Origin of the sequence: Aquitalea sp. FJL05 (assembly GCF_003852595.1) — a bacterium.
In the GTDB taxonomy this organism is placed as follows: Bacteria; Pseudomonadota; Gammaproteobacteria; order Burkholderiales; family Chromobacteriaceae; genus Aquitalea; species Aquitalea aquatilis.
This window is the reverse complement of sequence record NZ_QAJS01000009.1, coordinates 6967-31730: the sequence shown is the minus strand read 5'-3', so window position 1 is coordinate 31730 and position 24764 is coordinate 6967. Positions and strand designations below refer to the sequence as shown.

23 protein-coding genes, 4 tRNA genes and 1 pseudogene are annotated in these 24764 nt (G+C 59.4%); 17 read left to right on the top strand and 11 right to left on the bottom strand.

Annotation, left to right across the window (positions count from 1 at the left end; translation table 11 throughout):
- Positions 1-40 precede the first annotated feature (40 nt).
- From DBR44_RS08255 to DBR44_RS08240, 4 genes are all read left to right on the top strand, one after another.
- Entirely contained in the window at positions 41-664 is a 624-nt protein-coding gene (locus DBR44_RS08255) for a YecA family protein (protein ID WP_124643608.1), read from the top strand.
- Positions 665-825: 161 nt separating this feature from the next.
- A complete protein-coding gene (locus DBR44_RS08250; protein WP_124643607.1) occupies positions 826-1881 on the top strand; it encodes an alginate lyase family protein in 1056 nt (351 codons plus the stop codon).
- Between the two features lie 433 nt (positions 1882-2314).
- Positions 2315-2788, top strand: coding sequence for an NUDIX hydrolase (locus DBR44_RS08245; RefSeq protein ID WP_059284509.1), 474 nt, complete (start codon positions 2315-2317; stop codon positions 2786-2788).
- A gap of 8 nt (positions 2789-2796) precedes the next feature.
- The gene (locus DBR44_RS08240; protein WP_124643606.1) at positions 2797-3150 is read left to right on the top strand and encodes a co-chaperone YbbN; all 354 of its coding nucleotides are present in this window, start codon (positions 2797-2799) and stop codon (positions 3148-3150) included.
- Positions 3151-3167: 17 nt separating this feature from the next.
- On the opposite strand, the gene DBR44_RS08235 is transcribed toward DBR44_RS08240, so the two are convergent.
- Entirely contained in the window at positions 3168-3956 is a 789-nt protein-coding gene (locus DBR44_RS08235; protein ID WP_158613579.1) for a helix-turn-helix transcriptional regulator, read from the bottom strand.
- 107 nt (positions 3957-4063) lie between these two features.
- Here DBR44_RS08235 and DBR44_RS08230 point away from each other — a divergent pair, with 107 nt between their 5' ends.
- The 3 genes from DBR44_RS08230 to DBR44_RS08220 are packed head-to-tail and all read left to right on the top strand — an operon-like array spanning position 4064 to position 8035.
- Positions 4064-5158, top strand: coding sequence for a polyamine ABC transporter substrate-binding protein (locus DBR44_RS08230; RefSeq protein ID WP_124643604.1), 1095 nt, complete (start codon positions 4064-4066; stop codon positions 5156-5158).
- Between the two features lie 22 nt (positions 5159-5180).
- On the top strand, positions 5181-6584 hold the full coding sequence (locus DBR44_RS08225; RefSeq protein WP_124643603.1) for a DUF3138 family protein: 1404 nt from the start codon (positions 5181-5183) through the stop codon (positions 6582-6584).
- A gap of 17 nt (positions 6585-6601) precedes the next feature.
- Positions 6602-8035 (top strand): amidase, encoded by a 1434-nt coding sequence (locus tag DBR44_RS08220; protein ID WP_124643602.1) that lies wholly within the window; start codon positions 6602-6604, stop codon positions 8033-8035.
- Positions 8036-8171: 136 nt separating this feature from the next.
- On the opposite strand, the gene DBR44_RS08215 is transcribed toward DBR44_RS08220, so the two are convergent.
- The 3 genes from DBR44_RS08215 to folD all read right to left on the bottom strand — a co-directional run bounded on the left by DBR44_RS08215 (position 8172) and on the right by folD (position 10651).
- Entirely contained in the window at positions 8172-8774 is a 603-nt protein-coding gene (locus tag DBR44_RS08215) for a hypothetical protein (protein WP_199731000.1), read from the bottom strand.
- 9 nt (positions 8775-8783) lie between these two features.
- The gene (purU, locus tag DBR44_RS08210) at positions 8784-9647 is read right to left on the bottom strand and encodes a formyltetrahydrofolate deformylase (protein WP_124643601.1); all 864 of its coding nucleotides are present in this window, start codon (positions 9645-9647) and stop codon (positions 8784-8786) included.
- Between the two features lie 152 nt (positions 9648-9799).
- Complete coding sequence (folD, locus tag DBR44_RS08205; RefSeq protein WP_124643600.1) at positions 9800-10651, bottom strand: bifunctional methylenetetrahydrofolate dehydrogenase/methenyltetrahydrofolate cyclohydrolase FolD; 852 nt, start codon at positions 10649-10651, stop codon at positions 9800-9802.
- A 261-nt stretch (positions 10652-10912) separates the two neighbouring features.
- Between folD and DBR44_RS08200 the strand changes: the two genes are divergently transcribed.
- From DBR44_RS08200 to DBR44_RS08180, 5 genes are all read left to right on the top strand, one after another.
- Positions 10913-10989, top strand: a tRNA-Pro gene (locus tag DBR44_RS08200).
- 19 nt (positions 10990-11008) lie between these two features.
- Positions 11009-11085 (top strand) — tRNA-Arg (locus DBR44_RS08195).
- A 35-nt stretch (positions 11086-11120) separates the two neighbouring features.
- A tRNA-His gene (locus tag DBR44_RS08190) sits at positions 11121-11196 on the top strand.
- 49 nt (positions 11197-11245) lie between these two features.
- A tRNA-His gene (locus DBR44_RS08185) sits at positions 11246-11321 on the top strand.
- Positions 11322-11487: 166 nt separating this feature from the next.
- Positions 11488-12159: a GntR family transcriptional regulator gene (locus DBR44_RS08180; RefSeq protein ID WP_124643599.1), complete on the top strand. Its 672-nt coding sequence runs from the start codon at positions 11488-11490 to the stop codon at positions 12157-12159.
- 45 nt (positions 12160-12204) lie between these two features.
- Here the strand turns inward: DBR44_RS08180 and DBR44_RS08175 are convergent, their stop codons facing one another.
- Positions 12205-13137: a LysR family transcriptional regulator gene (locus DBR44_RS08175; protein WP_124643598.1), complete on the bottom strand. Its 933-nt coding sequence runs from the start codon at positions 13135-13137 to the stop codon at positions 12205-12207.
- A gap of 124 nt (positions 13138-13261) precedes the next feature.
- Between DBR44_RS08175 and DBR44_RS08170 the strand changes: the two genes are divergently transcribed.
- From DBR44_RS08170 to DBR44_RS08160, 3 genes are all read left to right on the top strand, one after another.
- Entirely contained in the window at positions 13262-14116 is an 855-nt protein-coding gene (locus DBR44_RS08170) for a pirin family protein (protein WP_124643597.1), read from the top strand.
- Between the two features lie 64 nt (positions 14117-14180).
- Positions 14181-15056: a pirin family protein gene (locus DBR44_RS08165; protein WP_124643596.1), complete on the top strand. Its 876-nt coding sequence runs from the start codon at positions 14181-14183 to the stop codon at positions 15054-15056.
- Between the two features lie 221 nt (positions 15057-15277).
- Complete coding sequence (locus DBR44_RS08160) at positions 15278-16603, top strand: PAS domain-containing methyl-accepting chemotaxis protein (RefSeq protein WP_124643595.1); 1326 nt, start codon at positions 15278-15280, stop codon at positions 16601-16603.
- 70 nt (positions 16604-16673) lie between these two features.
- Here DBR44_RS08160 and DBR44_RS08155 read toward each other — a convergent pair whose 3' ends face one another.
- On the bottom strand, positions 16674-17855 hold the full coding sequence (locus DBR44_RS08155; protein WP_124643594.1) for an ABC transporter substrate-binding protein: 1182 nt from the start codon (positions 17853-17855) through the stop codon (positions 16674-16676).
- A 209-nt stretch (positions 17856-18064) separates the two neighbouring features.
- On the opposite strand from DBR44_RS08155, the gene DBR44_RS08150 reads away from it, so the two are divergent.
- The gene (locus tag DBR44_RS08150) at positions 18065-20710 is read left to right on the top strand and encodes a PAS domain S-box protein (protein ID WP_124643593.1); all 2646 of its coding nucleotides are present in this window, start codon (positions 18065-18067) and stop codon (positions 20708-20710) included.
- On the top strand, positions 20707-21315 hold the full coding sequence (locus DBR44_RS08145) for a response regulator transcription factor (RefSeq protein ID WP_124643592.1): 609 nt from the start codon (positions 20707-20709) through the stop codon (positions 21313-21315). The genes DBR44_RS08150 and DBR44_RS08145 overlap by 4 nt, the downstream gene beginning before the upstream one ends.
- Before the next feature lie 347 nt (positions 21316-21662).
- Here DBR44_RS08145 and DBR44_RS08140 read toward each other — a convergent pair whose 3' ends face one another.
- The 5 genes and pseudogenes from DBR44_RS08140 to DBR44_RS19480 form a co-directional block, all read right to left on the bottom strand.
- Positions 21663-22985 (bottom strand): hypothetical protein, encoded by a 1323-nt coding sequence (locus tag DBR44_RS08140; protein WP_124643591.1) that lies wholly within the window; start codon positions 22983-22985, stop codon positions 21663-21665.
- Positions 22986-23091: 106 nt separating this feature from the next.
- Positions 23092-23556, bottom strand: a complete 465-nt coding sequence (locus DBR44_RS08135) for an RHS repeat domain-containing protein (RefSeq protein WP_148090020.1) — start codon at positions 23554-23556, stop codon at positions 23092-23094.
- 3 nt (positions 23557-23559) lie between these two features.
- A pseudogene (locus tag DBR44_RS20070) lies at positions 23560-23676 on the bottom strand (RHS repeat domain-containing protein); the annotation flags it as partial.
- Between the two features lie 119 nt (positions 23677-23795).
- Positions 23796-24311: a hypothetical protein gene (locus DBR44_RS08130; RefSeq protein WP_124643590.1), complete on the bottom strand. Its 516-nt coding sequence runs from the start codon at positions 24309-24311 to the stop codon at positions 23796-23798.
- A 3-nt stretch (positions 24312-24314) separates the two neighbouring features.
- Positions 24315-24764 (bottom strand): hypothetical protein (locus DBR44_RS19480; protein ID WP_199730999.1); only part of this gene is annotated, 450 nt, incomplete at its 5' end.

The following is a 24764-nucleotide window of genomic DNA, read 5'->3' as shown; positions in this document are numbered from 1 at the left end:
TCGGCGATAATGCGCCATTGCCACTGAAAGATGCCCGCCGATGAAACACGCACCGCTGACGGATAACGACTACCAACGCCTGTCCGATACCCTGCAACGCTTCCAGCGCCTGCAGTGCATGAACCTGGAAAAACTGGATGGCTTCTTCACCGCCCTGCTGTGCGGGCCGGAGGCCATCAAGCCCACCGAATGCCTGCCGCTGATTCTGGGCGAGGCCTTCGATGACGAACAGGCCTTCCGCAGCGAAAAGGATCTGGAAAAATTCGTGGCGCTGCTGATGGGCCACTGGCTGGACATCGCCCACACCCTGCAGCAAGGCAGCGAGTTCCAACCTTGGCTGGATGCCGACGCCAGTGGCGTGGTACACGGCAACGACTGGGCCGAAGGCTTTGTCGAAGGCATGCAGCTGCAACAGGACGACTGGAACCTGCTGTTTGACGATGCCGAGCATGCCGGCGCCCTGACGGCCATCATGGCGCTGGCTTTCGAACGCCACCCCGACCCGGAAATGCGCCCCTACATCGACAACAGCGACAGCAGCCAGCGCGAACAATGGCTGGCCGCCATTTCTCCTGACGTGCAGGAAATCCACCAGTTCTTTGCCGCCATCCGTGCGCAAATGGAAGCCGAGCTGGAACAGGACGAAGCCGACGGCCAGCACTAGGCCGCACAAGGTCCGGCATTATCAAGCAAATGGCAAGACGGCAAACGGGTTTGATTTGAAGTAGACTCAATGGATAGGCTGCTTCATTTCGTTCACCCCGCCACGGCTCACCCTACCACGCCGACCAGCCTGCTCTTGTTGGCGTGCCGGACATCTGCACCATGTTGACCACGCTGCTGCACCTGCCAGTCAGGTTGCTACTCATGCTTGTGCTGGGCCTGAGCTGGAGCGCCACCCTACCAGCCCGCGACATGGGCAACTGGTGCCGCCCCCAGCCTGGACTCCCCGCTGTCGACTCACTGCAACAGCGCGCCATCCGGCAACTGGGCGTGCCGCCAGCACCACTCGCCCACATCCATACCGAAGGCAGCCTGCCGCATCAGGGCATATTCGACCGGAGCGTCAAGGCCAAACGTGACTGGCCGCGCATGCGTGACTTTGCCCTCGCCTGGTATGCCAGCGCCGACCCGCGCTTGCTGGCCGCCCTGGCCCGCTATCTGGATGCCTGGACCGAAAGCTATCAGATCTCGTTCAACCCCATCGACGAAACCGACCTCGACGCGCTGATCGACAGCTATGCCATTACTGCGCGCAGCCTGCCCGCCACCACCCAGCAGCAGACTGCCACTTTTCTGCGCAACATGGCCAAGGGCTACATCCTGCGCATCCGCCAGGCCAAGACACCGCTCAGCGGCACCTTCATCAATAACTGGAACAGCCACCGCATCAAGCTGATCACCCTCAGCGCCGTGGCCCTGCAGGATGAGGCCATGCTGAAAACCGCCGGCGAGCTTTATCTGCAGCACATCGCCAACAATATCAGCGCCCAGGGCGAAACCTGGGACTTCCAGGAAAGGGACGCCCTGCACTACGTCACCTACGATCTGGAAGCGCTGGTACGCGCCGCCATTGCCGCCCGCCAGGCCGGAGAACAATGGCTGGAGCGCAAAGGCCGTCAAGGTGGCAGCCTGCAGCAGGCCCTGGACTGGCTGCGACCGTATGCCGAGGGCCAACTGCAACATCAGGAGTTTGGCCACTCACGCGTCCGCTTCGACTATGTCCGCCGCGAAGCCGGCCTGCCCGGTTTCGCCGGTAGCTGGCAGCCGGCCACCAGCCGTCATCTCTACGCACTGGCAGCCCGCCTGTCACCCGCCTACCGCAGCCCGGTGCTGACCGGCGACACCACCCCGGACTGGATCACCCAATGCTGGCCATGAAGGCAGGGGCAATGCCAGCTCATTAAATTGCATTCGGTCGTGATCAAGCGCTGCTGTTATTCTTTATCAGCCACCCGTCCACACCCATGAAACCAATTGGTGCCGGTTTATTTGCCTTCATCCAAGACAGCAGCAGACGGTCTGCCATTAACAGCCAGGGACTTTAATAATCCGGCACTTTTGCATATGTCATGCTGCTAATTACTATACCCATGCCAACTACTGGGAATTGGCTGTCTACGAATAATTTTTTTGATTTAAACTATTACCGTAATAAATTAAAGAAAAAACATGTTTTGGTATGAAGATCGACTATTTGACTGCCATCTGACATAAAGAAGCATTGACTGTTTGTTCCTGCCAGTTCCTTCAATTAGAATAGATTGTAGAAAAGGGCCGCCATTTTGCGGCCCGTATCTGTTAATAGAGACGAATGAGAACTTTGGACGACAAAAAACCGGATCAACGGCTGCCGGCTGATCTGGCAAGACGCGCTACCGCCATCATTGAGCTGCCGGATGGCGTTCTGGTCACGGCGGCACGCGGCGGTCGCTACAATCTGCCCGGTGGCAAGGCCAGTCGGGGCGAACTGCGCTCCCAGGCCCTGATTCGCGAAATCCGCGAAGAAACCGGCCTGCGCATCAACTCCATGCTTTACCTGTTTGACCACATCACCCCGCATAACGCCCACAAGGTTTACCTGTGCATTGCACAGGGCCAGCCCAAGCCGCAAGGGGAAATCGAACGGATCGCCCTGGTGTCCTCTCCGGATACCGATGTCGACCTGTTTGTCGAAGGCCGCGCCATCCTGCGGCGCTACGCACGCCTGCGCGGCGAGGAAACCGCCAAGGGTCAGGCACTGCGTGCCATCCTGGGGCTGGCGCGCTACATCGCCAAGGTAGACTGAACACGGCCATGCCAGCCAGCACACCCGTCTGGCTGACGCTGGACGAATTCGACTTTCATCACCGCCTGCCGGCACTGCCCGGCAATACGCTGGTCCTGTTCGGCCAGCCGGGCTGCGCCGCCTGTCGCAGCTGGCGGCAGACATTGAGCCAGTGGCAGCCGGCTGCGCTGCAGCAACTGGCCTATGTCGATGTGCAGCAATGCATGGCGCTGGCGCACCAGTACGACATCTTCCACCTGCCCACCTTGCTGCTGTTTGTGGATGGCCACTACCACGGCCAGCTGCACAGCCCGCTGCAAGCACAAGCCATCAACCTCGCGCTGGACACGCTGCTGGCCGCCCCGGCCGCAGAAGAGCCCTGAACCCAAGAGCACTGAGCCTAGACACAAGCCAGACACCAGCCATACAGCTGTGCCTTGCTTTTGACCCCCAGCTTGAGAAAAGCACGATCAATATAGGTTTTGCAGCTGGACTCCTTGACGCCCAGTTGTGCTGCTGCGCCCTGCGCCGACATGCCCTGCAGCAGGCAATGACACATTGCCTGTTCGCGCGGCGACAGGCGAATGCCGGCAGTGGCCAGCCGCTTGTCAAACAGGTGGGGCAAGGATGGCAGCTGGGAGCGGCGCAACGATACCGTCAGGCGCGCATGCTGCACCAAGAGCGGCAGCAGCAAGACCACCAGCCGTCGTAGCAAGGCCAGTTCCTCCAGGGCAAACGGGGCCTGATCGCGCTGCCGGTATAGCGCCAGGGCATACACGCCATCAGCCGCCCGCCCCAGCAGATTGCACTCGGCACTGATCTGATGCCGGCGAAACACATCATCGACATAATCCTGGGCCGCGATATCCTCATGCCGGATCAACACCAGCTGCGGATCCTGCAAGGGCGTTATGTGGGATAGCAGCGGGTCCTGCCGCCAGTGCTTTTCCAGATAGCTTAGCAGTGCCGGTTCGCTGTCCTGCGCGCCATCCGCGCTACGGGAAAACAGCCAGTCCACCGACTGCACCACCGCATCAGCCCCGTGCTGATTGAAGCGGGCCGCACTCAGATGGCACAGGGGTATCCGTGCATGCAACCATTGCCATAGCCGGTGCGGAAAATCCGCCCCACCCAAGCTGGCCACCAGCTCTGCGGCGGTCTCCAGCGGTATGTGCATCCCCTCGGTCATGCTGCCTCCCCCTGTGCTGTTGTTGTTCTTGTCCCCCCAAGCGAGGACAGCCAGCCCTCGCCCGCTCTGCGACAGTAAGCCCGTCATCAAGCTGTCATGGAGCAAACATGTCGCACGCCATACTGCCACGCGCACTACTCATCGCCGCCTGCACCCTGGGTGCCGCCAGCGCCTCGGCAAGCGAAACACTCAATTTCTTCAACTGGGCAGATTATGCCGGCAAAAACACCGTCAGCGGTTTTGAACGGGAAACCGGCATCAAGGTACGCTACGACCCGTTCGACAGCGAGGAAACCCTGCAAGCGAAAATGCTGGTGGGGCATTCCGCCTACGACGTCGTCGTGCCGTCCTCCGGTTTCCTGCGCAATCAGCTGCAGGCCGGGCTGTACCAGAAGCTGGACAAGAGCCGTCTTCCCAACTGGAAAAACCTTGATCCGCAGTTGATGCAGAAACTGGAAAGCGTGGACCCGGGCAACCAGTATGCCATTCCCTGGACCTGGGGCACGACCGGCCTGGCCATCAACAGCAAGGCACGCCAGTTGCTGGGCCCGGGCGCACCACTGGACAGCTGGGCCGTGCTGCTGAATCCGCAATACCTGTCACGGCTGCAAAGCTGTGGTGTGGGCATGCTGGACTCCCCCGCCGACATCGCCGCCATCGCCCTGCGCTATCTGCACAAGGACATCAACAAGGCCAGCAGCAAAGACCTGCAAGAGGCCTTCGAACTGCTCAAGGGCATTCGCCCCTACATCACCCAGTTCAACAGCAACAGCTATGTCAGCGATCTGGCATTGGGCGACCTGTGCCTCGCTGTCGGCTGGTCCGGCGATGTGCAGCAAGCCAGGCTGCAAGCCCGCAGCAGCAAGAAGCCCTTCCAGATCGACTACATCATCCCCAAAGAAGGCTCGGCGATCTGGTTCGATGTCATGGCCATCCCCAAGGACGCACCCAACCTGAACGCCGCCTACAAGTGGCTCAATTACATCGAAAAGCCCGACGTACACGCCGACATCAGCAACAACACCTTTTATCTGAGCGCCAACAAGCCGGCCAACGCCCTGGTCAAGAGCGAGATTCGTGACGACCCCGTGGTCAATCCGGATAGCGCCACACTGCAGCGGCTGACGGCAGTACAAGGCCTGCCGCCAGAACTGATGCGCCAGCTCAATCGCCTGTGGGCCAACTTCAAGACCGGCCGTTAAACAGCATATCGGGGACCACACCATGCGCACCATCACCACCTGCTGGCTGGGAGCCAGCCTGCTGGGCGGCCTGCCCTTGCTGGCACAAGCCGACGAGCTGGACACGCTGAAAGCCAGCATCGAAACCATGCAGCAGCAATTGCAGCAACTGCAACAGCAACTGCGGCAGGCCCCAACAGCCCAGCCTGCAGCGGTAGCTGACGACTCCACCACCGAGACACGCCAGCAACTGAGCAAGATGGAAATGAAGCTGGACAAGCTGAGCGATGCCGCCGAAAACGGCCCACTGGCCAATCTGTCCATCAGCGGTTATCTGGACCCACTCTATGTATTCAATCGCCAGCAGCACCGCAGCGGCTTCAGCTTCGTCAACCACGACGCGCACTACGCCTATGACAACGCCAACCTGGGAGATGTCTATCTGGACATCAAGAAAAGCTTTGGCAGCGGCCCGATGGCCGCTTACGCCGAAGTCACCATACAGCCCAATCGGGGCAGCGGCGTCACCACCTCGTGGAATGCCAGCAGCGCCAACGACAGCATCATCAACAGCGCCCAGCTAGTTGTTCCGCTAGACCAGCACTGGCAGGTATTTGCCGGGCAGATTCCCTCCTTTGCCGGCTATGAATACGCCACCAGCCCGCAGACGCTGACCATCAGCCACAATCTGCTGTACGACTTCAGCGAACCAGCCTTCTTTGTCGGTGGCGGTGCGCAGTGGATTTCCGGCCCGTGGCTGTGGAAGGGCATGCTGGGCAATGAAGCCGGCCGCACCGAGGCCGCACAGGTCGGGCAGCGTCGCAACAACACCCCATCGTTCAGCTGGCGCATGGATTACCAGTACACCAATAACATCGACATCGGCTGGTCCGGCCTGATCGGCCGTGGCACCGCCGCCAATTACAGCGGCAATGCCGCAGCCTTCCAGCCGGTGTTCTACACCGAGCTGGATATCAGCAGCAGCAATCTCAACGATACCGTCAATGCCCAGCTCGATTACGGCAGTGCCGGCGGCAGCGCGCTCAATGGCGACCGTGCCCAATGGTGGGGCCTGTCCTTGTTGCGGCATCACCGCTTCAACTCTGCCTGGCTGGGCAAGATGGGCTGGACACTGCGCTACGACTATCTGGACAACAGCAAGAACGGTGGCGGCACCCCCGATCTGGCCTTGGGCAGTAGCGGCAATGATGGTGCCAACGGCTTTGGCAGCGACCCGGCCTGTGTCGCGGCCAACGGTGCGGCCAGCTGTAGCGGAGCGAAACGGCAGGACATTACCGCCGCCTTGCTGTTCTACCCCAGCGAGCAACTGCAACTGAAGCTGGAATACCGCCACGATATTGCCAGCCAGCCCACTTTTGATAACAGCAACGGCGGCACCAGCAAGCACAACGATGTGCTGAGCGCCCAGGCTGTCTACAGTTTCTAACGCCGAAAGCCATCCACATGAAACAAGATCTCTACTATCTGTCGGCCAGCGATGCCCTGCGCCAGTTCCGCAACGGCAGCCTGTCACCGGTCACCCTGATGCAGGCCCTGCTGGAACGGGCAAGCCGGCAACAGCACACCATCAACGCCACCACCCGCATCCTGCACGACAGCGCCATGCACCAGGCCGAGCAAGCGGCCGAGCGTTACCGCCTGGGCACTGCGCGTCCGCTGGAGGGCATCCCGGTGGCGGTAAAAGAAGAAACCGATGTCGCCGGCTGGCAGAACACCGTAGGCTCGCTGGCCATCGACGACTATATTCCCGAGCACAACCACCCCATCATCGACAAGCTGCTACAAGCCGGAGCCATTCTGCATCTGCAGACCACCAATCCGGAATTCTGCTGCCTGGGCCAAACCTGGAGCCGGCGCTGGGGGGTAACGCGCAATCCGTGGAATCCACGCTACACCTGCTCCGGCTCCAGTGGTGGCAGCGCCGCCGCTCTGGCCGCCGGCCTGGCCCCGCTAGCCACCGGCAGCGATATGGCCGGCTCCACCCGACTGCCCGCCGCCTTTCAGGGACTATATGGCTACAAACCGCCGTTTGGCCGGCTGCCCAGCGCCGCTGGCGAGGAGCTGTTTGCCTTTGCCGCAGAGGGACCGCTGGCACGCCACTTCGATGATCTGGTGCTGATGCAGAACATTCTGGCCGGTCCGCACCCGGACAGCTATGCCACCCTGCCCTATCAGCCGCTACCCAGCCAGTATGCCGACCTGACGGGCTGGAAAATCGCCTGGCACCCCACGCTGGGCAGCCCGGCACTCTGCCCGCAGGTACGGCACAATCTGGAACAGGCCGTAGCCGGGCTACGCCGGCGTGGCGCGGTGGTGGAACAAGTCGACATCTGCTGGGACATGCTGGAAATTTCTCAAGTGCTGCTGGAAGGCATCTTCGGGCTGTTTTTCAGCGAATACCTGCAGGCGCTGCCAGATACGGCCTATCCGCAACTCAGCAGCTATATACAACAGCTGTGGCGCGATTTCCGTGGCAAGCCCGCCTCGGTATCCCGTGCGGCAGAACTGGCAGGCCGGCTGCATCAGGACATGCAGCAAAAGGTATGGGGCCAGGGCTATCAGGCCTTCCTCTGCCCAACCAGCTTCACCACCGAACTGGAGGCCGATCTGGACCCCACGCTGCAAAACAGCATCCTGGTAGACGGAGTGGCACTGGATAGCTATCTGGGCTGGGCGGCCACGCCACCGTTCAATCTGCTCAGCCGCTACCCGGCGCTGTCCGTGCCGACCGGCCTGGCGGCAAACGGCGTGCCCACCGGCATGCAGATCATTGCGCCGCCATTCCAGGATGAGGTCGCTTTTCAAGTGGCATATAACCACGAACAGGCGGCCCGGCACGGCCTGTATCGCCAGCACTTCCCGCCGCTGGCCGACTAGGGCCTGTTAACGCTATTTTTTTCACGGCGGCGGATGTTGAGGGGATGCGCGCCGCAGGGCAGGCCCTAGCTGCCACGCAACAAGGGCAGCCCGCGGGCTGCCCTTGTTGTTGATACTCACCCGAGCAGAGCGGGCGTTACAGATCGCTCTTGCCGCCGGCAGCCGGCGCGTCCGTCACCGGTGCCGTCGCCTCGCTGACCGGGTTCAGCATGTCTTGCGGAATGCTCACCCAGCCCAGCGAACTGGACAGCTGCAAACACATGGCCAGCGTCAGCATGGCCACCGGTGCAAACAGCATCACGCCCAGCAGCACCCGTATCCGCCTTACCCCCGACACCACCGCCAGACTGTTGACCAGCAAGGCAATGGTCAGCAACGACAGCGCCAGATCAGCCCCCAGCGCGGCATCATCCGGCAGCCAGCTGGTGAGCGGTTCGAAAAACTGCAGGCTGTTGCACAGCACGATCAGCCCGAACAGCGGGGCCGTAGGCTGCCATTTGGCCAGCCGCAGCCAGATGGTCATGAACTGGGTGAACAGCAGCGTTTCCAGCCAGGTAAACAGCAGCATGAAACCCATGCGCCCGGCAATATTATTGCCCAGCTCACCGGTGCCGCCGCTGGCCACCAGCCCCAGCACGGTCAGCAGCAGTGCCGGCAGCCAGCGCGGGTACTGGTATTGCTCCAGCGGGCCGACACGGAAGCGCAGCAGGCTGATGAAATCATCAATCAGACGATGCATGATGCCGGCTCAGTCGAAAACGACGGTTTTATTGGAGTAGGACAGGATGCGGTCGTCCACATGCCAGCGCACGGCGCGTGACAACACCACTTTTTCCAGATCGCGGCCTTTCTGGATCAGGTCTTCCACATCGTCGCGATGCGAAATGCGCGTGACTTCCTGCTCGATGATCGGACCTTCGTCCAGATCCTCGGTGACATAGTGACTGGTGGCACCAATCAGCTTCACGCCACGGGCAAAGGCGCGGTGATAAGGCTTGGCGCCATCGAATGCCGGCAAAAAGCTGTGGTGGATATTGATGACACGGTCCGGATAGCGTTTGACGAACTCACCGGACAGCACCTGCATATAACGCGCCAGCACGATGAAATCGACACCGGCCTCTTCCAGCAGGCGGAATTGCTCGGCCTCGGCCTCGGCCTTGTTGTCGCGCGTCACCGGCACGACGTGGAAGGGAATGCCGTTGAATTCCACCAGGCGGCGGCAGTCTTCATGGTTGGCAATCACCAGCGGGATATCGCAATTCAGCTCGCCAATGCGCCAGCGGTGCAGCAGATCCACCAGGCAGTGCTCGTACTTGGACACAAAAATGGCCATGCGCGGCTTGCGGCTGGACAGCGACACCTTCCAGGTCATGTTGTGCTCGGCGGCAATCGGCTGAAACGCTGCCGCAAAAGCCTCCATCGGCAGCGTGAAGCCATCCAGCTCCCACTGGATGCGCATCAGGAACAGGTTTTCGCTCGCATCCTGATGCTGGTCGGCATGCATGATGTTGGCGTTATAGGTCATCAGGAAATTGGCCAGGGCCGCTACCAGGCCCTTCTTGTCCGGTGCGCTGATCAGCAGCGTGGCCGATTGTCGGGTATTGCTCATTGTCCAGTCTCTTTTCTTTACATAATCAACGGCGGCCAACTGGCCGCCACTTGCCAATACGGCTTGTGCGCGCCACCCGCAAAATGACAAACGCCACACGCCGCAGGAAAACTACCCCTGCCGCCTGTGGCGCTGCTTGCCGGTAATCGGGATCAGGCGTTCAGATTGGCCGAATCCAGCGTATTCTGCAACAGCGTTGCCACGGTCATCGGGCCCACGCCACCCGGCACCGGGGTAATGAAGCTGGCGCGTTCGGCTGCAGCAGCGAATTCCACATCGCCCACCAGCTTGCCGGTGTCCAGACGATTGATGCCCACATCGATCACCACCGCCCCCGGCTTGATCCATTCACCCTTGATAAAGCCGGGCATGCCCACGGCAGCCACCACGATGTCCGCCTCGCCCACTTCGCGCGCCAGATCCTGGGTGGCACTGTGGCACACCGTCACCGTTGCGCGAGCCAGCAGCATTTCCAGCGCCTGCGGGCGGCCAACGATATTGGATGCGCCGACAATCACCGCCTTCTTGCCCTTGGGGTCGATGCCATATTCTTCCAGCAACGTCATCACGCCACGCGGCGTGCAGGGACGCAGCAGCGGCATCTTGATGGCCAGACGGCCCATATTGTAGGGATGGAAGCCGTCGACATCCTTTTTCGGATCGATACGCTCGATCACCGCTTGCGGGTCGATCTGCTTGGGCAGCGGCAACTGCACCAGGATGCCGTCTACCGTGGCATCGGCATTCAGGGTATCGATAATGTCCAGCAGCGCCTGCTGGCTGGTTTCAGCCGGCAGATCATAAGCCACCGAACGGATGCCGGCCTTTTCGCAGGAGCGCTTCTTGCTGCCTACATAAACGCTGGAAGCAGGATCGCTGCCCACCAGAATCACCGCCAGGGCCGGTGCCCGCTTGCCTGCTGCCACACGGGCCTGCACTCCTTCGCCAACCTTGGCGATGAGTTGTTCTGCTACTGCCTTACCATCAATGAGTTGCGCTGCCATGCCTGATTCCGTATGGAACTTGAAAAGAGGCGGCAATTTTCTCATTTTTTGGGTTTTTACGAAACCACAAAAATACATTAGGAATAATTTCACGTAAAGCAAAATTCACAAAATAAGCATCTATATATCATGTAGTTACTAGCCAGCCCGTGACAGCCGGCTAGCGCACCCGGCCAAGGCCAGCCAGCCGCCCTGCAAAAAAAATTGCAACACGGTGTTGACAGCTTTCAGTCCAATCCGTATATTTTCGTTCTCTGTCGTCGGGGCGTAGCGCAGCCTGGTAGCGCACCTGATTTGGGATCAGGGGGTCGCGAGTTCGAATCCCGCCGCCCCGACCAGACAAAGCCCGATATGTGAGTGCCCGTAGCTCAACCGGATAGAGCACCGGCCTTCTAAGCCGGGGGTTACAGGTTCGATTCCTGTCGGGCGCACCAGTAGCCGAAGTTGCTGTAGAATGTTGTACCCTGTGGTGGATGTAGCTCAGTTGGTAGAGTCCAGGATTGTGATTCCTGTTGTCGTGGGTTCGAGCCCCATCATCCACCCCACCCTATTCAGACAGTCAGCCTTGTGCTGATGTGTCGCACCGCTTCAGCGGTGGATGTAGCTCAGTTGGTAGAGTCCAGGATTGTGATTCCTGTTGTCGTGGGTTCGAGCCCCATCATCCACCCCAGTCTGAAAAGAAAAACCCGGCCTCGGCCGGGTTTTTCTTTTGTCTTTGGCAAATTCTTTCACATTTGCGACAAAAACCACCGCAATGTCCTCTTGTCTGGCAGTACAAGCCCCGTATAATCGAATACATTTGCATTTATCCGATTGACTGACAGACCCTAAAAACCATGACTACCCTGCAGCCGATCAAGCGCCAGACGCTGACCAGTGCCGTAACCGAATCGCTTCGCCAGCGCCTTCTCTCGGGAGAATTCGTCGACGGCCAGCAATTGCGCCAGGAAGCGCTATCCAATGAATACGGCGTCAGCCGGGTGCCGGTGCGTGAAGCACTGCGCCAGCTGGAGGCCGAAGGGCTGATCCAGATCATCGACCACAAGGGTGCCATCGTCTCCAAGCTATCGCTGGATGATGTGCTGGAACTGCTGGAAATCCGCGCCATGCTGGAAAGCTCGGTGCTGAAGGCTTCCATTCCCTGTCAGACCTCGGCCGACATCACGCTGGCCGAACAGACCCTGCACGAATTCGAAGTGGCGCTGCAAAAAAACGATGTCCGCCACTGGGGCGAACTCAACTCGCGCTTTCACCTGGCGCTGTATCGTGCGGCCAAACGGCCCAACACCCTGGCCCTGATCGAACAGCTGCACAACAAGACCGATCGCTACACCCGCATGCAAATCCTGTTTACCCGCACCATGGAACGCGCCCACGAGGAGCACACCCGGCTGCTGGAATTGTGCAAGCAGGGCGCTGCCGAAGAGGCCGCCGAATTCATCCGCTTCCACATCCTGTCCGCAGGACATGCGCTGGAGCATTATCTGCAAGGCCAGCAAGGCCATTGAGCCGACTGCGCCGCACCCAATAGACGACCAGCCACGCTGGTCGTCTTACTTTGGGCCATCCGCGCCGGGATAAGCCTGATACTGCGCGCGCCAGCGCTCGGCTTCGGCACGCAGACAGGCCGCCAGCTGCAAGGTGGCCGGCCCGGCTGCCGGTGGATCGGCCAACACCAGATACAAACCAGCCTTGCGCAAGGCACCATGCGCCAGCGGCAAGGGCTTGAGCCGGCCCGCTGCCACGCTATCGGCAATGCGGTGCCAGGCCAGCCAGCCAAAGGCAAAGCCCTGCTCCACTGCTGCAATGGCCGTTTCCGGCTGCGATACCGTCCAGCGCTGCCAGGCCCCGAGCCAGCCCTCGTCACGCGGTTGGCGCTGGCCGGAATCGCGCAACACCACTTGCACCTGCTGTTGCAGATCGTCCATCTCCAGTGGCCGGCCAAGCGCATGCAGCGGATGATGTGGCGCGGCACAGGCAACAAATTCGGCGTCCAGCAGCCAGTCGCCCAGAAATCCCTGCGGCACCCGCCCCGCCACGGCCAGCTCGACCTGCCTGCCATGCAGGGCATCATCGGCACCGGACATCACCACCTCATGCATTTGCAAGCGGGTATTGGCGCAATGCGCGGCAAACTGCCCCAGCGCCGGTAACAGTGCCGGCGTGGGAAACAGGCTGTCCACCGCCAGCCGTACTTCGGCTTCCCACCCCTGCTGCAAGGAGCGCGCCTTGTCCTCCAGCCGCAGGGCAGCCGCCAGCACATTTTGCGCATCGCGCAGCAGCACCTCGCCAGCTGGCGTCAACTGCATGCGCCGCCCCTGCGGGCTGAGCAGCTCCACGCCCAGTTGCTCCTGCAGCCGTGCCACCATATAGCTGACCGAAGACTGGCTGCGGTGCAGCTGCGCGGCCGCCTGGGCGAAGCCGCCTTCACTGACAATGCTCTGCAATACCTGCCACTGCTCCCAGGTGGTTTTTGCCTGCTTCATTGATTTGATTTTCCGATATATTTATGCTGATTTTTGCGCTTTTTTATCATAATTTTCGCTGCAATAATACCAGACATCAAGCAGGGCCTGACATCCTGTCCGCCCACGAGCAAGGAGAATCGCAATGAGCAAGCAAGCCATCAGCCGTGAAGTGGAACGCCTGGTAAACGGCATGGAAGTGTCAGACGGTGCCGGTGTACGCCTGCTGCGGGTGCTGACCCACGATCTGCAACGCCGGCTGGACCCCTTCCTGATGCTGGACGAATTCCGCTCGGACAATCCGGACGACTATATCGCCGGCTTCCCGGACCACCCGCATCGTGGCTTTGAAACCGTCACCTATATGCTGGATGGCCGCATGCGCCACCGCGACAGCACCGGCCAGGAAGGTCTGCTGGGGCCGGGCGGGGTGCAGTGGATGACCGCCGGTCGCGGCCTGGTGCACTCGGAAATCCCCGAGCAGCAAGACGGCCTGATGCACGGTTTCCAACTGTGGGTGAACCTGCCGGCAAAAAACAAGATGATAGACCCCTGGTATCGCGACATCCCCAGCGCCGAGATTCCGGAGCGCGACACCGCTGCCGGCAGCCATCTGCGGCTGATTGCCGGTGAAGTAGATGGCCAGGCTGCCGCCATCCAGCGCCTGGATACCGAACCGCTGTACCTGGACGTGCATCTGGCAGGTGGGCAAAGTGAATTTTTCGCCATCCCGGCCGGACACAATGCCTTCCTCTATGTGTATCAGGGCGAAGTGCAGGCTGGCAGTCATGAACAAGTGGTCGGCCAGCGCCAGATGGCCATTCTGGCCAATGACGGCGCAGCCAGCGGCATCCGGGTTAACAGCACACAGCCCGCCCGCTTCCTGCTACTGGCTGGCAAACCGCTGAACGAGCCGATTGCGCAGTGGGGGCCATTCGTGATGAATACCCGTGCAGAACTGGAAGCCGCTGCCGACGACTTCCGCAACGGTCGCTTTTAACGCGGCATAACAGGGCCAGCCCACCGGCTGGCCCGCTTTTTGATGAAGAACGGAGGGTAGACAGATGACTACATGGAGCGCGCGCATCAGCGCCAAAACCAGTGATATCGGCTTTCCGGTACGCCGCCTGCTACCCAGCGGGCAGGCCCGCCACATCGGCCCCTTCATTTTTCTGGATCACATGGGGCCAGCCCACTTCAACCTGAGCGAGCGCAGCAATGACGTGCGGCCGCACCCGCATATTGGCCTGGCCACCCTCACCTATCTGTTCAGCGGAGCCATGCAGCACCGTGACAGCCTGGGCAGCATGCAGCGCATTGAGCCAGGCGCAGCCAACCTGATGGTGGCCGGCCGTGGCATCGTGCATTCAGAGCGCATTCCGGACGACATCCGCAGCAGCGGCCAGGCGGTGGAAGGCCTGCAATTATGGCTGGCGCTGCCACTGGATCTGGAAGAGTGCGAACCGGCCTTCATGCACTATGCCAGCGCCGACCTGCCGCGATGGCAAGAAAATGGCAGCCAGGTGCAGCTGGTATTGGGCCAGGCCTGGGGATACCGCTCGCCGGTCGCCTTTCCTGGTGAAGCGCTGTATGCCGTGATCGAGATGGCTGCCGGTGCCGAGCTGGCCATTCCCGAAGGCTTTGCCGAGCGCGGTATTTATCTTGCCAGTGGCAGCATCAGCCAGGGCGGCGAGTCATTACAAGCTGGCGAACTGGGACTGCTGGCAGCAGAGTCGCGCGAAGTCAGCATCCACGCCGAACAAGCCAGCCGGCTGGCCTTGCTGGCCGGTCCCACACCGGATGCCCACCGCATTCTGGACTGGAACTTCGTTTCCAGCCGCATGGAGCGCATCCGCCAGGCAAGGGACGACTGGCAGCAGGGACGCTTTGCGAGCGTGCCCGGAGAAACCGAGTTCATCCCCTTGCCGCCACGGCGCTGATGCCGTCATCCGGCCAGCTCAAGCCTGGCACTGTGGTTGGGACACCGCAGTGCACTGCGCTGACCGGCAATTCCGAACCGCTATTAGTTGAATAATCTTGATATATGGAAGATATTTCCTCAGCACATTTAAGTATTTTCCATAACGCCCAACCATAGTGTCAGCAGACGCCATTACCGGCGTCTGCCGGCTGCCAGCAGGATTATCCGACGGAGAAGACGATGTTCAACCGCAAGTTGCATGCACAGCTGGAAGCTCAGGCCACCATCAATCAGGAGCTGCAGGGCTTGCTGGATGCCGTCAGCGCCTCCACCGCCATCATCCGTTTCGATCTGGACTGCAAGGTGGTGCATGCCAACGAAAACTTTGCCCGCACCATGGGGTATGCCAGTGCGGCAGAACTGCTTGGCCTGAATCACCGCAGCTTCTGCGATGTCGCCTACGCCAACTCCCGCGACTACAGCAGCTTCTGGGAAAGCCTGCAGCGCGGCCAGCCCTTTACCGGCCAGATCAAGCGTCTGAAGAAGGATGGCACGCCGGTCTGGCTGGAAGCCAGTTACAACCCGGTGCGCGATGGCGCCGGCAAGCTGATCGGCTTCATCAAGTTCGCCTGCGACGTGACCGACAAGGTATTGGCCGCGCAGAAAAACCAGGCGGCACTCAATGCCATCGACCGCTCGATGGCCGTCATCGAATTCCAGCCCGACGGCACCATTATCAGCGCCAACGCCAATTTCCTCAGCACCATGGGCTATGGCAAGGAAGAGCTGATCGGGCGCAATCACCGTCAGCTGTGCGCAAGCGAACTGGTGCAAAGCGAAAGCTACCAGCGCCTGTGGAACAATCTGCGTGGCGGACAGTTCTTTGCCGGCCGCATCGTCCGTATCACCCGCGATGGCAGCGAACGCTGGCTGGAAGCCACTTACAATCCGGTGTTCGACGCCGAAGGCAAGGTGATCTCCATCATCAAGTTCGCCACCGATGTCACCGAGGCTGTGAAACGGCAGCAGCAAGAGCAGGATAGCGCCGTGTTCGCCTTCAATACTTCACAGCAGACCCGCCACTGGGCTGACGAGGGCGTCAGCAGCGTGCAGCAGGCGGTGCACCAAATCGAAGATATGGCGGTAGATATCGGCAAGGCAGGCGACAATGTGCAGCTGCTGGGGACCAACTCCGAGCGCATCGGCAGCATTGTGCAGACCATCAAGGACATCGCGGATCAGACCAATCTGCTGGCACTGAACGCCGCCATCGAAGCCGCACGCGCCGGTGAAATGGGACGCGGCTTTGCCGTGGTGGCCGATGAAGTGCGCAAGCTGGCGGAGCGCACCAGCGCCTCCACCGCGGAAATCTCGCACATGGTGTCATCCATCCAGACCAGCACCGGCGCAGCAGTGGACAGCATGAGCGTGATTGGCGTCAAGGCACGCTCCAGCGTCGGCAATGTCGGCAAGGTGGGTGAAATCATCACCCAGATCCGTAGCGGGGCAGATTCCGTGGTGACAGCTATCCAGCAAATCGCCAGCGAACGCGGCGTTAACACCTGAGCAAGCAGCGCCACGCTTAAGCGCCTGCTCACGCTCTAGCCAACGCAATATCGCAGAGCGTAAGCAGGTGCTAACGTCGCGGCTTGTCGGCCGGGTAGGCATACACCACCCGGCCACGCTCCACCTTGCCGATCACCGGCACGCTCAGCTCCAGTGCCTCGTGATCCGTCTGGCTGAAAGGCTGCTTGTAAGTGGTGATCACCCCGGACACCGGCTGTTTGAGGTTTTCCAGCGCCCGCACGATGGCCACGCCATCCAGCGAACCGGCCTGGCGGATGGCTTCGGCCAGCAGCTTCATGCCGTCATAGCCTTGCGCGGCCGAAGGCGGCGACGGAATGCGCCGGGTGTGAAACAGCCACTGGTAACCATCGAGAAAATCGCGCCGGCGCGGGGTGTCGTCCTCGTCCGGAATATAGCTTTGCACCATGCGCGCGCCCTCGCCATTGGGGCCGGCATTGTCGATGAAGTTGGACATCGATAGCGTCCAGCTGCCGATGATGGGTACTTTCCAGTCCATGCGTGCCATGGTGTTGGCCAGTTCGGCCAGTTCCGGGCCGATGGCATAAGTCAGAATGGCCTGGCTGCCGGCATTGCGTGCCTGCAGCAGGAAATTGGCCATGTCCCGCTCCTGCAGATTGAAGCGCGCCACATAGCTGGGCTTGAGGCCGTTCTGCCCCAGTGCGCGCTCCAGCTCCATCAGCCCCTGGTAACCGTAGTTGGTGTTGTCGGCAAAAATGGCCAGCTTGCGATAGCCGGAACGCTGCACTGCCTCGCGTACGATCAGCGGTGCCTGCAAGTCATCGGCGGCAGCCACCCGGAAAATGAAATTGTCGCTATTGCCATGCAAGGGAAACTGGCGGGTCAGAATGGCCGCCGTCGCCACCGCCAGCATCACCGGCACCCGCGCATCCTGATAGTTCTTGCTGGCAGCCAGTGCCACCCCGGTATTGACGAAGCCCACCACCGCCACCACCCGGTCCTGAGTCAGCAGCTGCTGCGCCACCTTCAGGCCGCGCGCCGGCAAGCCAGCGTCGTCACGCTCCACCAGCTCGATCGGCCGGCCCAGCAGCCCGCCGCTGCGGTTGATTTCCGCTGCCGCCAGCCGGATGCCATTACGCATGCTCAGGCCCATCGGCGCAGAGCCTCCGGTAAAGGCCCCGGGCACACCAATGCGGATGGGCTGCACCGCAGCCACTGCCAGGCTGCACGCCAGGCACAATAAAGCCCCACCCACTAAGCTGATCCCGCGCATGCTGCCCGTCTTCCCGCCTGACTGAAACCAGCCGCGAGATTACCCCCGGCACGGGCATGGACTCAAGTGCCATGCGCATTGACTTGCCGGCAGGCCACAACCGGGGGCCAACCCTTACTGCCAGCTGCCGCTGCTTGTCGTAAACTGGAGCAAATCATTCCGGCTCGCCTGCGACCCGGTTCTTCGCCACCCACCCGCTCCCGCCCTCTATGCGCACACCCCGCTTTTACGAGTTTCGCAAACGCAGTGGCTGGTACCAGCTGTTTCCCAACACCACCATCGTGCTGTTCTTCCTCACCATGGGGGTGATGCTGTGGACGCTGGACGCCCGCGAGGCAGAACAGCAAAAAAGCAATCTGGCCCGTGATGCTCTGTGGGCCGAACAAACCCTGCAACTGAAGCTGGAAGACAATCTGGCCCAGCTGACCGATCTGGCACGCAGCCTGGGCAGCGGCGAAACCGACGAAGCCGGCTTCCAGACCCAGGCCTCGCAATTACTGGCCAACACACCGGAGATGCTGGCGGTGGCGCGCAGCGACAGCCATGGCCTGCTGCGCTGGACCGCACCCTATGAAGAAGGGCCGCTCTCGCCCGGCGGCAGCATCCAGTCGCGCCCGGCCTTCACCCAGGCACAGCAGAATGGCCGCTTTTCCTATAGCCCGCCGTTTCAGCACGGCAAGGGCAGCTGGCGCTATGAGCTGCACATCCCGCTGTATCAGGCAGGCCAGTTCAATGGCACGCTGGTGGCCATTTTCGATGCCGACAATGTCATTCGCCGCCTGCCACCGGCCTGGTTCAGCGAAAAATACCAGTTGGAACTGCAAACCCGCGACGGCAACACCATCGCCCGCAACGCACAGAACCGCCTGCGCAGCGGCCCGGCGGAAAAACTGGAACTGCCCGGCACCGGCCTGAGCATCAGCGCCCGCCCGGTGCGCGGTGCCATGACCCAGGCCCGCCTGCTGCAACTGGGGCTGATCGGCGGCATGGCCCTGCTGACCCTGCTCAGCCTGCTCAGCCTCAACCGCCATATTCGCGGCCGAGTTGAGGCCGAGCGCGAACGCGACCGCGTCTACAAGCTGTCGCAGGAAATGCTGGGCGTGGTGCGGCGCGACACCACCATCCTGCAGCTCAACCCCGCCTTCGAGCAGGGGCTGGGCTATAGCGCCGACGAATTGCTGGGCACCTCCTTCCTCAACTACCTGCTGCCCGAGGAAAGGGAAGGCACCCGCGACAGCTTCGAGCGCCTGTTCGACACCGGCGGCACCGACCGCTTCGTGCAGACACGCATCCTCACCAAGCAAGGCGAAGTGCGCTGGATTGTCTGGGCACTCAGCCCGCTGGCCGACAGCGGCGTAGCCTATGTGTCCGGCCGCGACATCACCGCCGAAAAGCAGGCCGAACAGGCACTGCGTCAGGAATCGGCCTTCCGCAAGGCCATGGAAGACTCGCTGGTGGTGGGCATCCGCGCCATCGACCTGCAAGGCCGCATCAGCTACGTCAACCCTTCCTTCTGCGCCCTCACCGGCTATAGCGAGCAAGAACTGATCGGCCAGGGGGCGCCCTACCCCTACTGGCGGCAAGGCCCGCTCAGCGAGGGCAATCGGCGCGATCTGGATGACACCCTGGCCGGCAATGCTCCGCCCGAAGGTTTCCAGTCCATCTTGCAGCGCAAGAACGGCGAAGAATTCGACGCCCACATCCTGGCTTCGCCCCTGATCGACGCCCGTGGCCGGCACACCGGCTGGATGGCCGTGCTGACCGACATCACCGAGCGGCTGGAAGCCCAGCGCCGGCTGGAAGCCTCGCACGACCGCTTTGTCACCGTCATCGAAGGGCTGGATGCCGCGGTGGCGGTGGTCGACCCGGCCACGCTGGAGCTGCTGTTCTGCAATCAGCGCTACCAGCAATGGTTTACCCCGGACCAGCCGGCCAACAGCCAGCTGGGCTATTGCGACCTGCGCCTGGTCGAGCTGATGCGCAGCGCCCGCGATGTCGACATGGAAGTATGGATGGACCCGCCAGCCCGCTGGATCTCCATGCGCCGGCGCAGCATACGCTGGGTGAACGGCCGCATCGTGTCCATGACCATTCTCACCGACACCACCCAGCAGCACGATGCCGAAGAGCGCTACCAGCAGCAGATGCAGCAGCTGCAATCCACCTCGCGCCTGGTCACCATGGGCGAAATGGCCTCCACCCTGGCACACGAGCTGAACCAGCCACTATCGGCCATTGCCAACTACCAGGCTGGCTGCATCGAACGCATCCGCCAGGGCAAGGCCACGCCGGAAACGCTGCTGCCCGTCATGGAAAAGATTACCGCCCAGGCCGAGCGCGCCGGCACCGTGGTGCGGCGCATTCGCGAATTCGTCAAACAGAGCGAGCCAGACCGCAAAACCTGCCTGCTCACCGACATCATCGAAGCTTCGCTGGCCATTGCCGACATCGAAGCGCGCCGCCAGGCCGCCACCATCGACGTGAAACTGGCCCCGGCACTGCCTGCCCTGTATGTCGATCCCATCCTGGTGGAGCAAGTACTGCTCAACCTGATCAAGAACGGCATCGAAGCCATGCAGGACTGCCCGGCCAGCGAGCGGGTACTGCATGTCGAAGCCCGCCAGCTCAACCCGCGCCGTATCGAAATCGCCATCAGCGACCACGGCCACGGCGTGCCGCTAGACCTGAAAGAACGCCTGTTCGACGCCTTCTTCACCACCAAGGCCGAAGGCATGGGCATGGGCCTGAACATCTGCCGCACCATCATCGAATTCCACGAAGGCCAATTGTGGGTGGAAGACAATCCCAGTGGTGGTAGTATTTTCCGATTCACGCTACCGGTGTCCGAAACATGAGTGCCAGCTCTCCTCACGTTCACATCGTCGACGACGACGAAGCCTTTCGCGATTCGCTGGTTTTCCTGCTGGAAAGCCACGACTACGCCATCTCCTGCCATGCCAGTGCCGAAGCCCTGCTGGAAAACTTCCAACCACAGGGTGCCGGCTGCCTGATTGTCGATATCCGCATGCCCGGCATGAGCGGGCTGGAACTGTTCGACGAACTCAGCGCCCGCCACAACCCCTGGCCGGTCATCTTCATCACCGGCCACGGCGATGTACCCATGGCGGTGCAGGCCGTCAAACGCGGCGCGCACGACTTCCTGGAAAAACCGTTCAACCAGCAAGCCCTGCTCACGGCCGTCGACAGCGCACTATCGCTCAGCCAGCAGCAGCAAGCCAGCAGCGCCGCCCGCGACCGCCTGGCCGAATGCCTGGCCTCGCTCACCAGCCGCGAACGCGAAGTACTGGACAAGGTAGTGGAAGGCAAGATGAACAAGGTGATTGCCGACGAGCTGGGCATCAGCATCAAGACAGTGGAAGCCCACCGCGGCAAGATGATGGACAAAATGAAAGTGCGCTCCATCGCCGACCTGGTACAGGCCGTGATGGCGCATCGCTGAACGCTGCCATCGGCCATCCCATCGGCCATCTCAGTAGCCTGGCCGCACACGGCAGGCCGCCGCGACCAGGTGCAATCCGACACTGTCCGCAACCGCAGCTTAGCGATGGATCAGGACTATCCCTAATAGAAACAGATAGTTCTGATCAGTATGATGTGTGTTCACCCTGCTGCTGGTCGTTTTCTTGACCCCGACCAACAGCAATTCGCGCACGGCGATGACATGGGGTGAAAGTTAACCCTCCGTCGGAGCCTGGCTCTGACATTGCAGACCCCGACCAGCCCCGCTGGCGGGGTGTTTTTTGCCCATGCTCAGGACGCCAGCCAAGCTAATTCAATTACTATTTTTTAATTAAATTTTCTCCAATATAAAGAGCGGTACTGATACTTCCAGATACGATTTTTATCCGCTTCGTAGTACCACGCATAGGCCATGCCATCGTTAGTTTCTTTCCAGGTTAGGCCTCTGTCGGTACTGACCAGGGTGATGGAGTCAGAAGTGGTTTGCTCGGCATTTAAACTTTCCCCGGCAAGTACCAATTGATCTTGTGGCCCAACAAATAGCGCACCAGGGACAACGTGTTCGTCAAACTGATGGCGGAAGTTTTCCTTTCCATCTTTCCATCGAATATAAGCCGCAGGACGCTGTTGGGTTTCAGCGATTTTTTCAGATTTTAATTGTCCCAATAGCGTAATCAGATTCAAGCTGCCATCGTGTGATGTCTTGATATCTATTACTGATTGTTGTTGAAGAACGATCTCTGGCTGCATCCACTTACGAGCCAATTCATCTAGTGATGTAGATAAGGGAATACGATACAATAATGTACTTTCAGCCACATCACCGATACCAGCAGCCAGTTTTGCCTTGCGTACATAAAATGCCACCCGTAATGTCCCATCATCAGCCAGATCGAAAGCGCTAAAAGTGGCTCGACTGTCTTTAATCATAGGTAACAAACCATTTCCACTCGGATGGCCGGTAAGCTGCTGATTCGCCCATGAAGGCAGAGTAATTTCCTGCCAACTCTGCCCCCCATCAAAGGTACGCCATATGCGCATGCCATCGGCAACCAAGTAACCGCGCTTGCCGTCTGGCATGAACAAGGGCTGGCCTGGTTGAACATGTTCTGGCCATTGCAACTGCTGCCAGCTCTGCCCACCATCTATTGATTTCCATAGTGTATGCCAGCGCTGCCCATAACCATCAGGGCCATTGGGTAGCTTGTAATTTGTCCAGTCAGTACTCACATAAATAGTTTTCCAATCAGGTGAAAGCCACCAGGTACCATTTTGACCGGGCTTTTCAAATATGCGATGAACTCCTTTATCCATATCGCCCCGTAACAAGCGGACAGAAGCCCTATTCCCTATTTCATCGACATGATTCATCCACTCTTCTGTAAACTCTGCCACTTCAGGATTTTTTAATTCAGCAGTGGGCTTTAATTTAAATTCTGGCCCAATAGGCTTGAAGACAACAACTTGCCTGTCGCGAATGCGAATATCACCACCACCATAAGGCTTGTCATGCTCCATCAGATCAGTTTCGTATGTCCACATGCTTAACATCCTATAAACCCCATAAGCTCCCACCACCAGCAAGACAAGGCCAATAATTATGATCACCAACCATTTAAGCACAATACGAAAAAATACAAATAGCATCATCAACAATCCATTGACAAGAATTTAAATAAACCAACTTATTCGCTATAATTTATAAATATATAAAACATCATTATTATAAACTTTATATTTATCTACTACAGAAAACTTAACCGATCCCATTCTTTCCGCACTGATTCCATGCCGGCACTTTCACGCCTTGAATGGCGTCGGTGTCCACCTGCGCCAGCGGGATGAAGCTACCGGGTTCGAACAGGTAATGCACTGCGTCGTCTTGGGTTGCAAACGCCAGCACGTCGCCATCCCAGCCGTGCAGGGTTGTCTTGCCCTGACTGAGCTTGGCGATGCGGCGGCCCAGCGGGTCATAGTAGTATTCGGTGCTGTCGCCACCCGGCGCTGTCAGCCGGCTCAGGCGGTTATAACCGTCCCACTCCAGCTGGGTGAGACTGCCGTTGACGCGCTTTTCGATGAGATTGCCACGGCTGTCGTAGCGGTAGTGACGGCCAGCGTAGTGGCTCAGCAGATTGCCCAGCAGGCTGTTTTCCTGATGGCCATCGGCTGTCGGGGTGTTGTCCAGCAGGTTGCCGGCCGGATCGAAGCGGAAGCTTTCCACACCTTTGGGGGTGGCGGCCTCCAGCAGGCGGCCTACCGGATCGTAACGGTAGTTGATCTGGCCGCTGCGATTGTCGGCAATGCCGGTGAGCTGGCCGGCGGCATCGTACTGGTACTGGCAGCTCCACTGGGCGGTACCACTTACCCAGTATGCGTTGGATTTCGCGGTTCCGCTTGCTGCGCTCTAGGCTGGTTTTGTTTCACTAAACGTGTCAGGGATCGACCAAATTGAAGGTCGAATCACCATTTGTAAACTTCATACTCAACCCCATCGTACATGCCATTTTCTTTAGTTGGTAGTGCGGCACAACAAGTGACAATTATACCTGATGATGCATCCGGATTACTGAAGGCGAAGAATGGCAGCGCACACTCAACCACTTCATACAGTTCATTGTTGAATGTACTTTTAATATTATTCACAATGGGCAGATCAGACACCAAACAAGTTGTCCCATCATCAGATTTGTGCTTCTGATAGTTCGAAAAAGACACTATCGAACCTTCTTGAAAATATTTTTCTTTTTTTATTTCATCCAATATTTCTAGCTTAACTAAATTCCACTTAGTAAAAAAAAACGGCTTAATCACCTTTTTATTAACAAGGATGCGACTTAACCAGTCAGCCCCCTCTCTCACATTTAATTTTTCTACACTCCCCAATGCATCACCAATGCCACCACCCACTGATAATGCAAATTTTTTTATATTTATTTTCCAGAAATTTTTAATTTTTAACTCTTCGATTTTATTCATAACCTATCCTTTATGCTGCACAACTGGGCCACCTGCCTCATACTTCCACAAACCATTCTGTCTAGATATAACTTCACCATTATCATCAAGTTTTGCTGGAGCCGCATGCCAGTGTGGACATTCATGATCTTTATCCGCAGGATGATGAGAGACTACGATCGTAGTCGTACGCCCACCATTCGATGGCACTTTTACTTCATATAAATATTGCTCCCAGTTTAAAACATTTCTGGAGGCTTTCGGCTGAGAGGCAACAGGGACACCTGTTTGCCTCATAGCTTTTCGCCGCGCTGCTTTTGCAGAGCCAAGGTTGCCACATGGATTATCATCGCATTGTTTACATGCCGCCGATTTCGTTGCACTACTTTTCTTTGTTAGACCAAACGGATCCATCCGCTCAACAGGATTCGGCGCATAGTTATGAATATTAATCCCACCCAGCAACCCAATCGG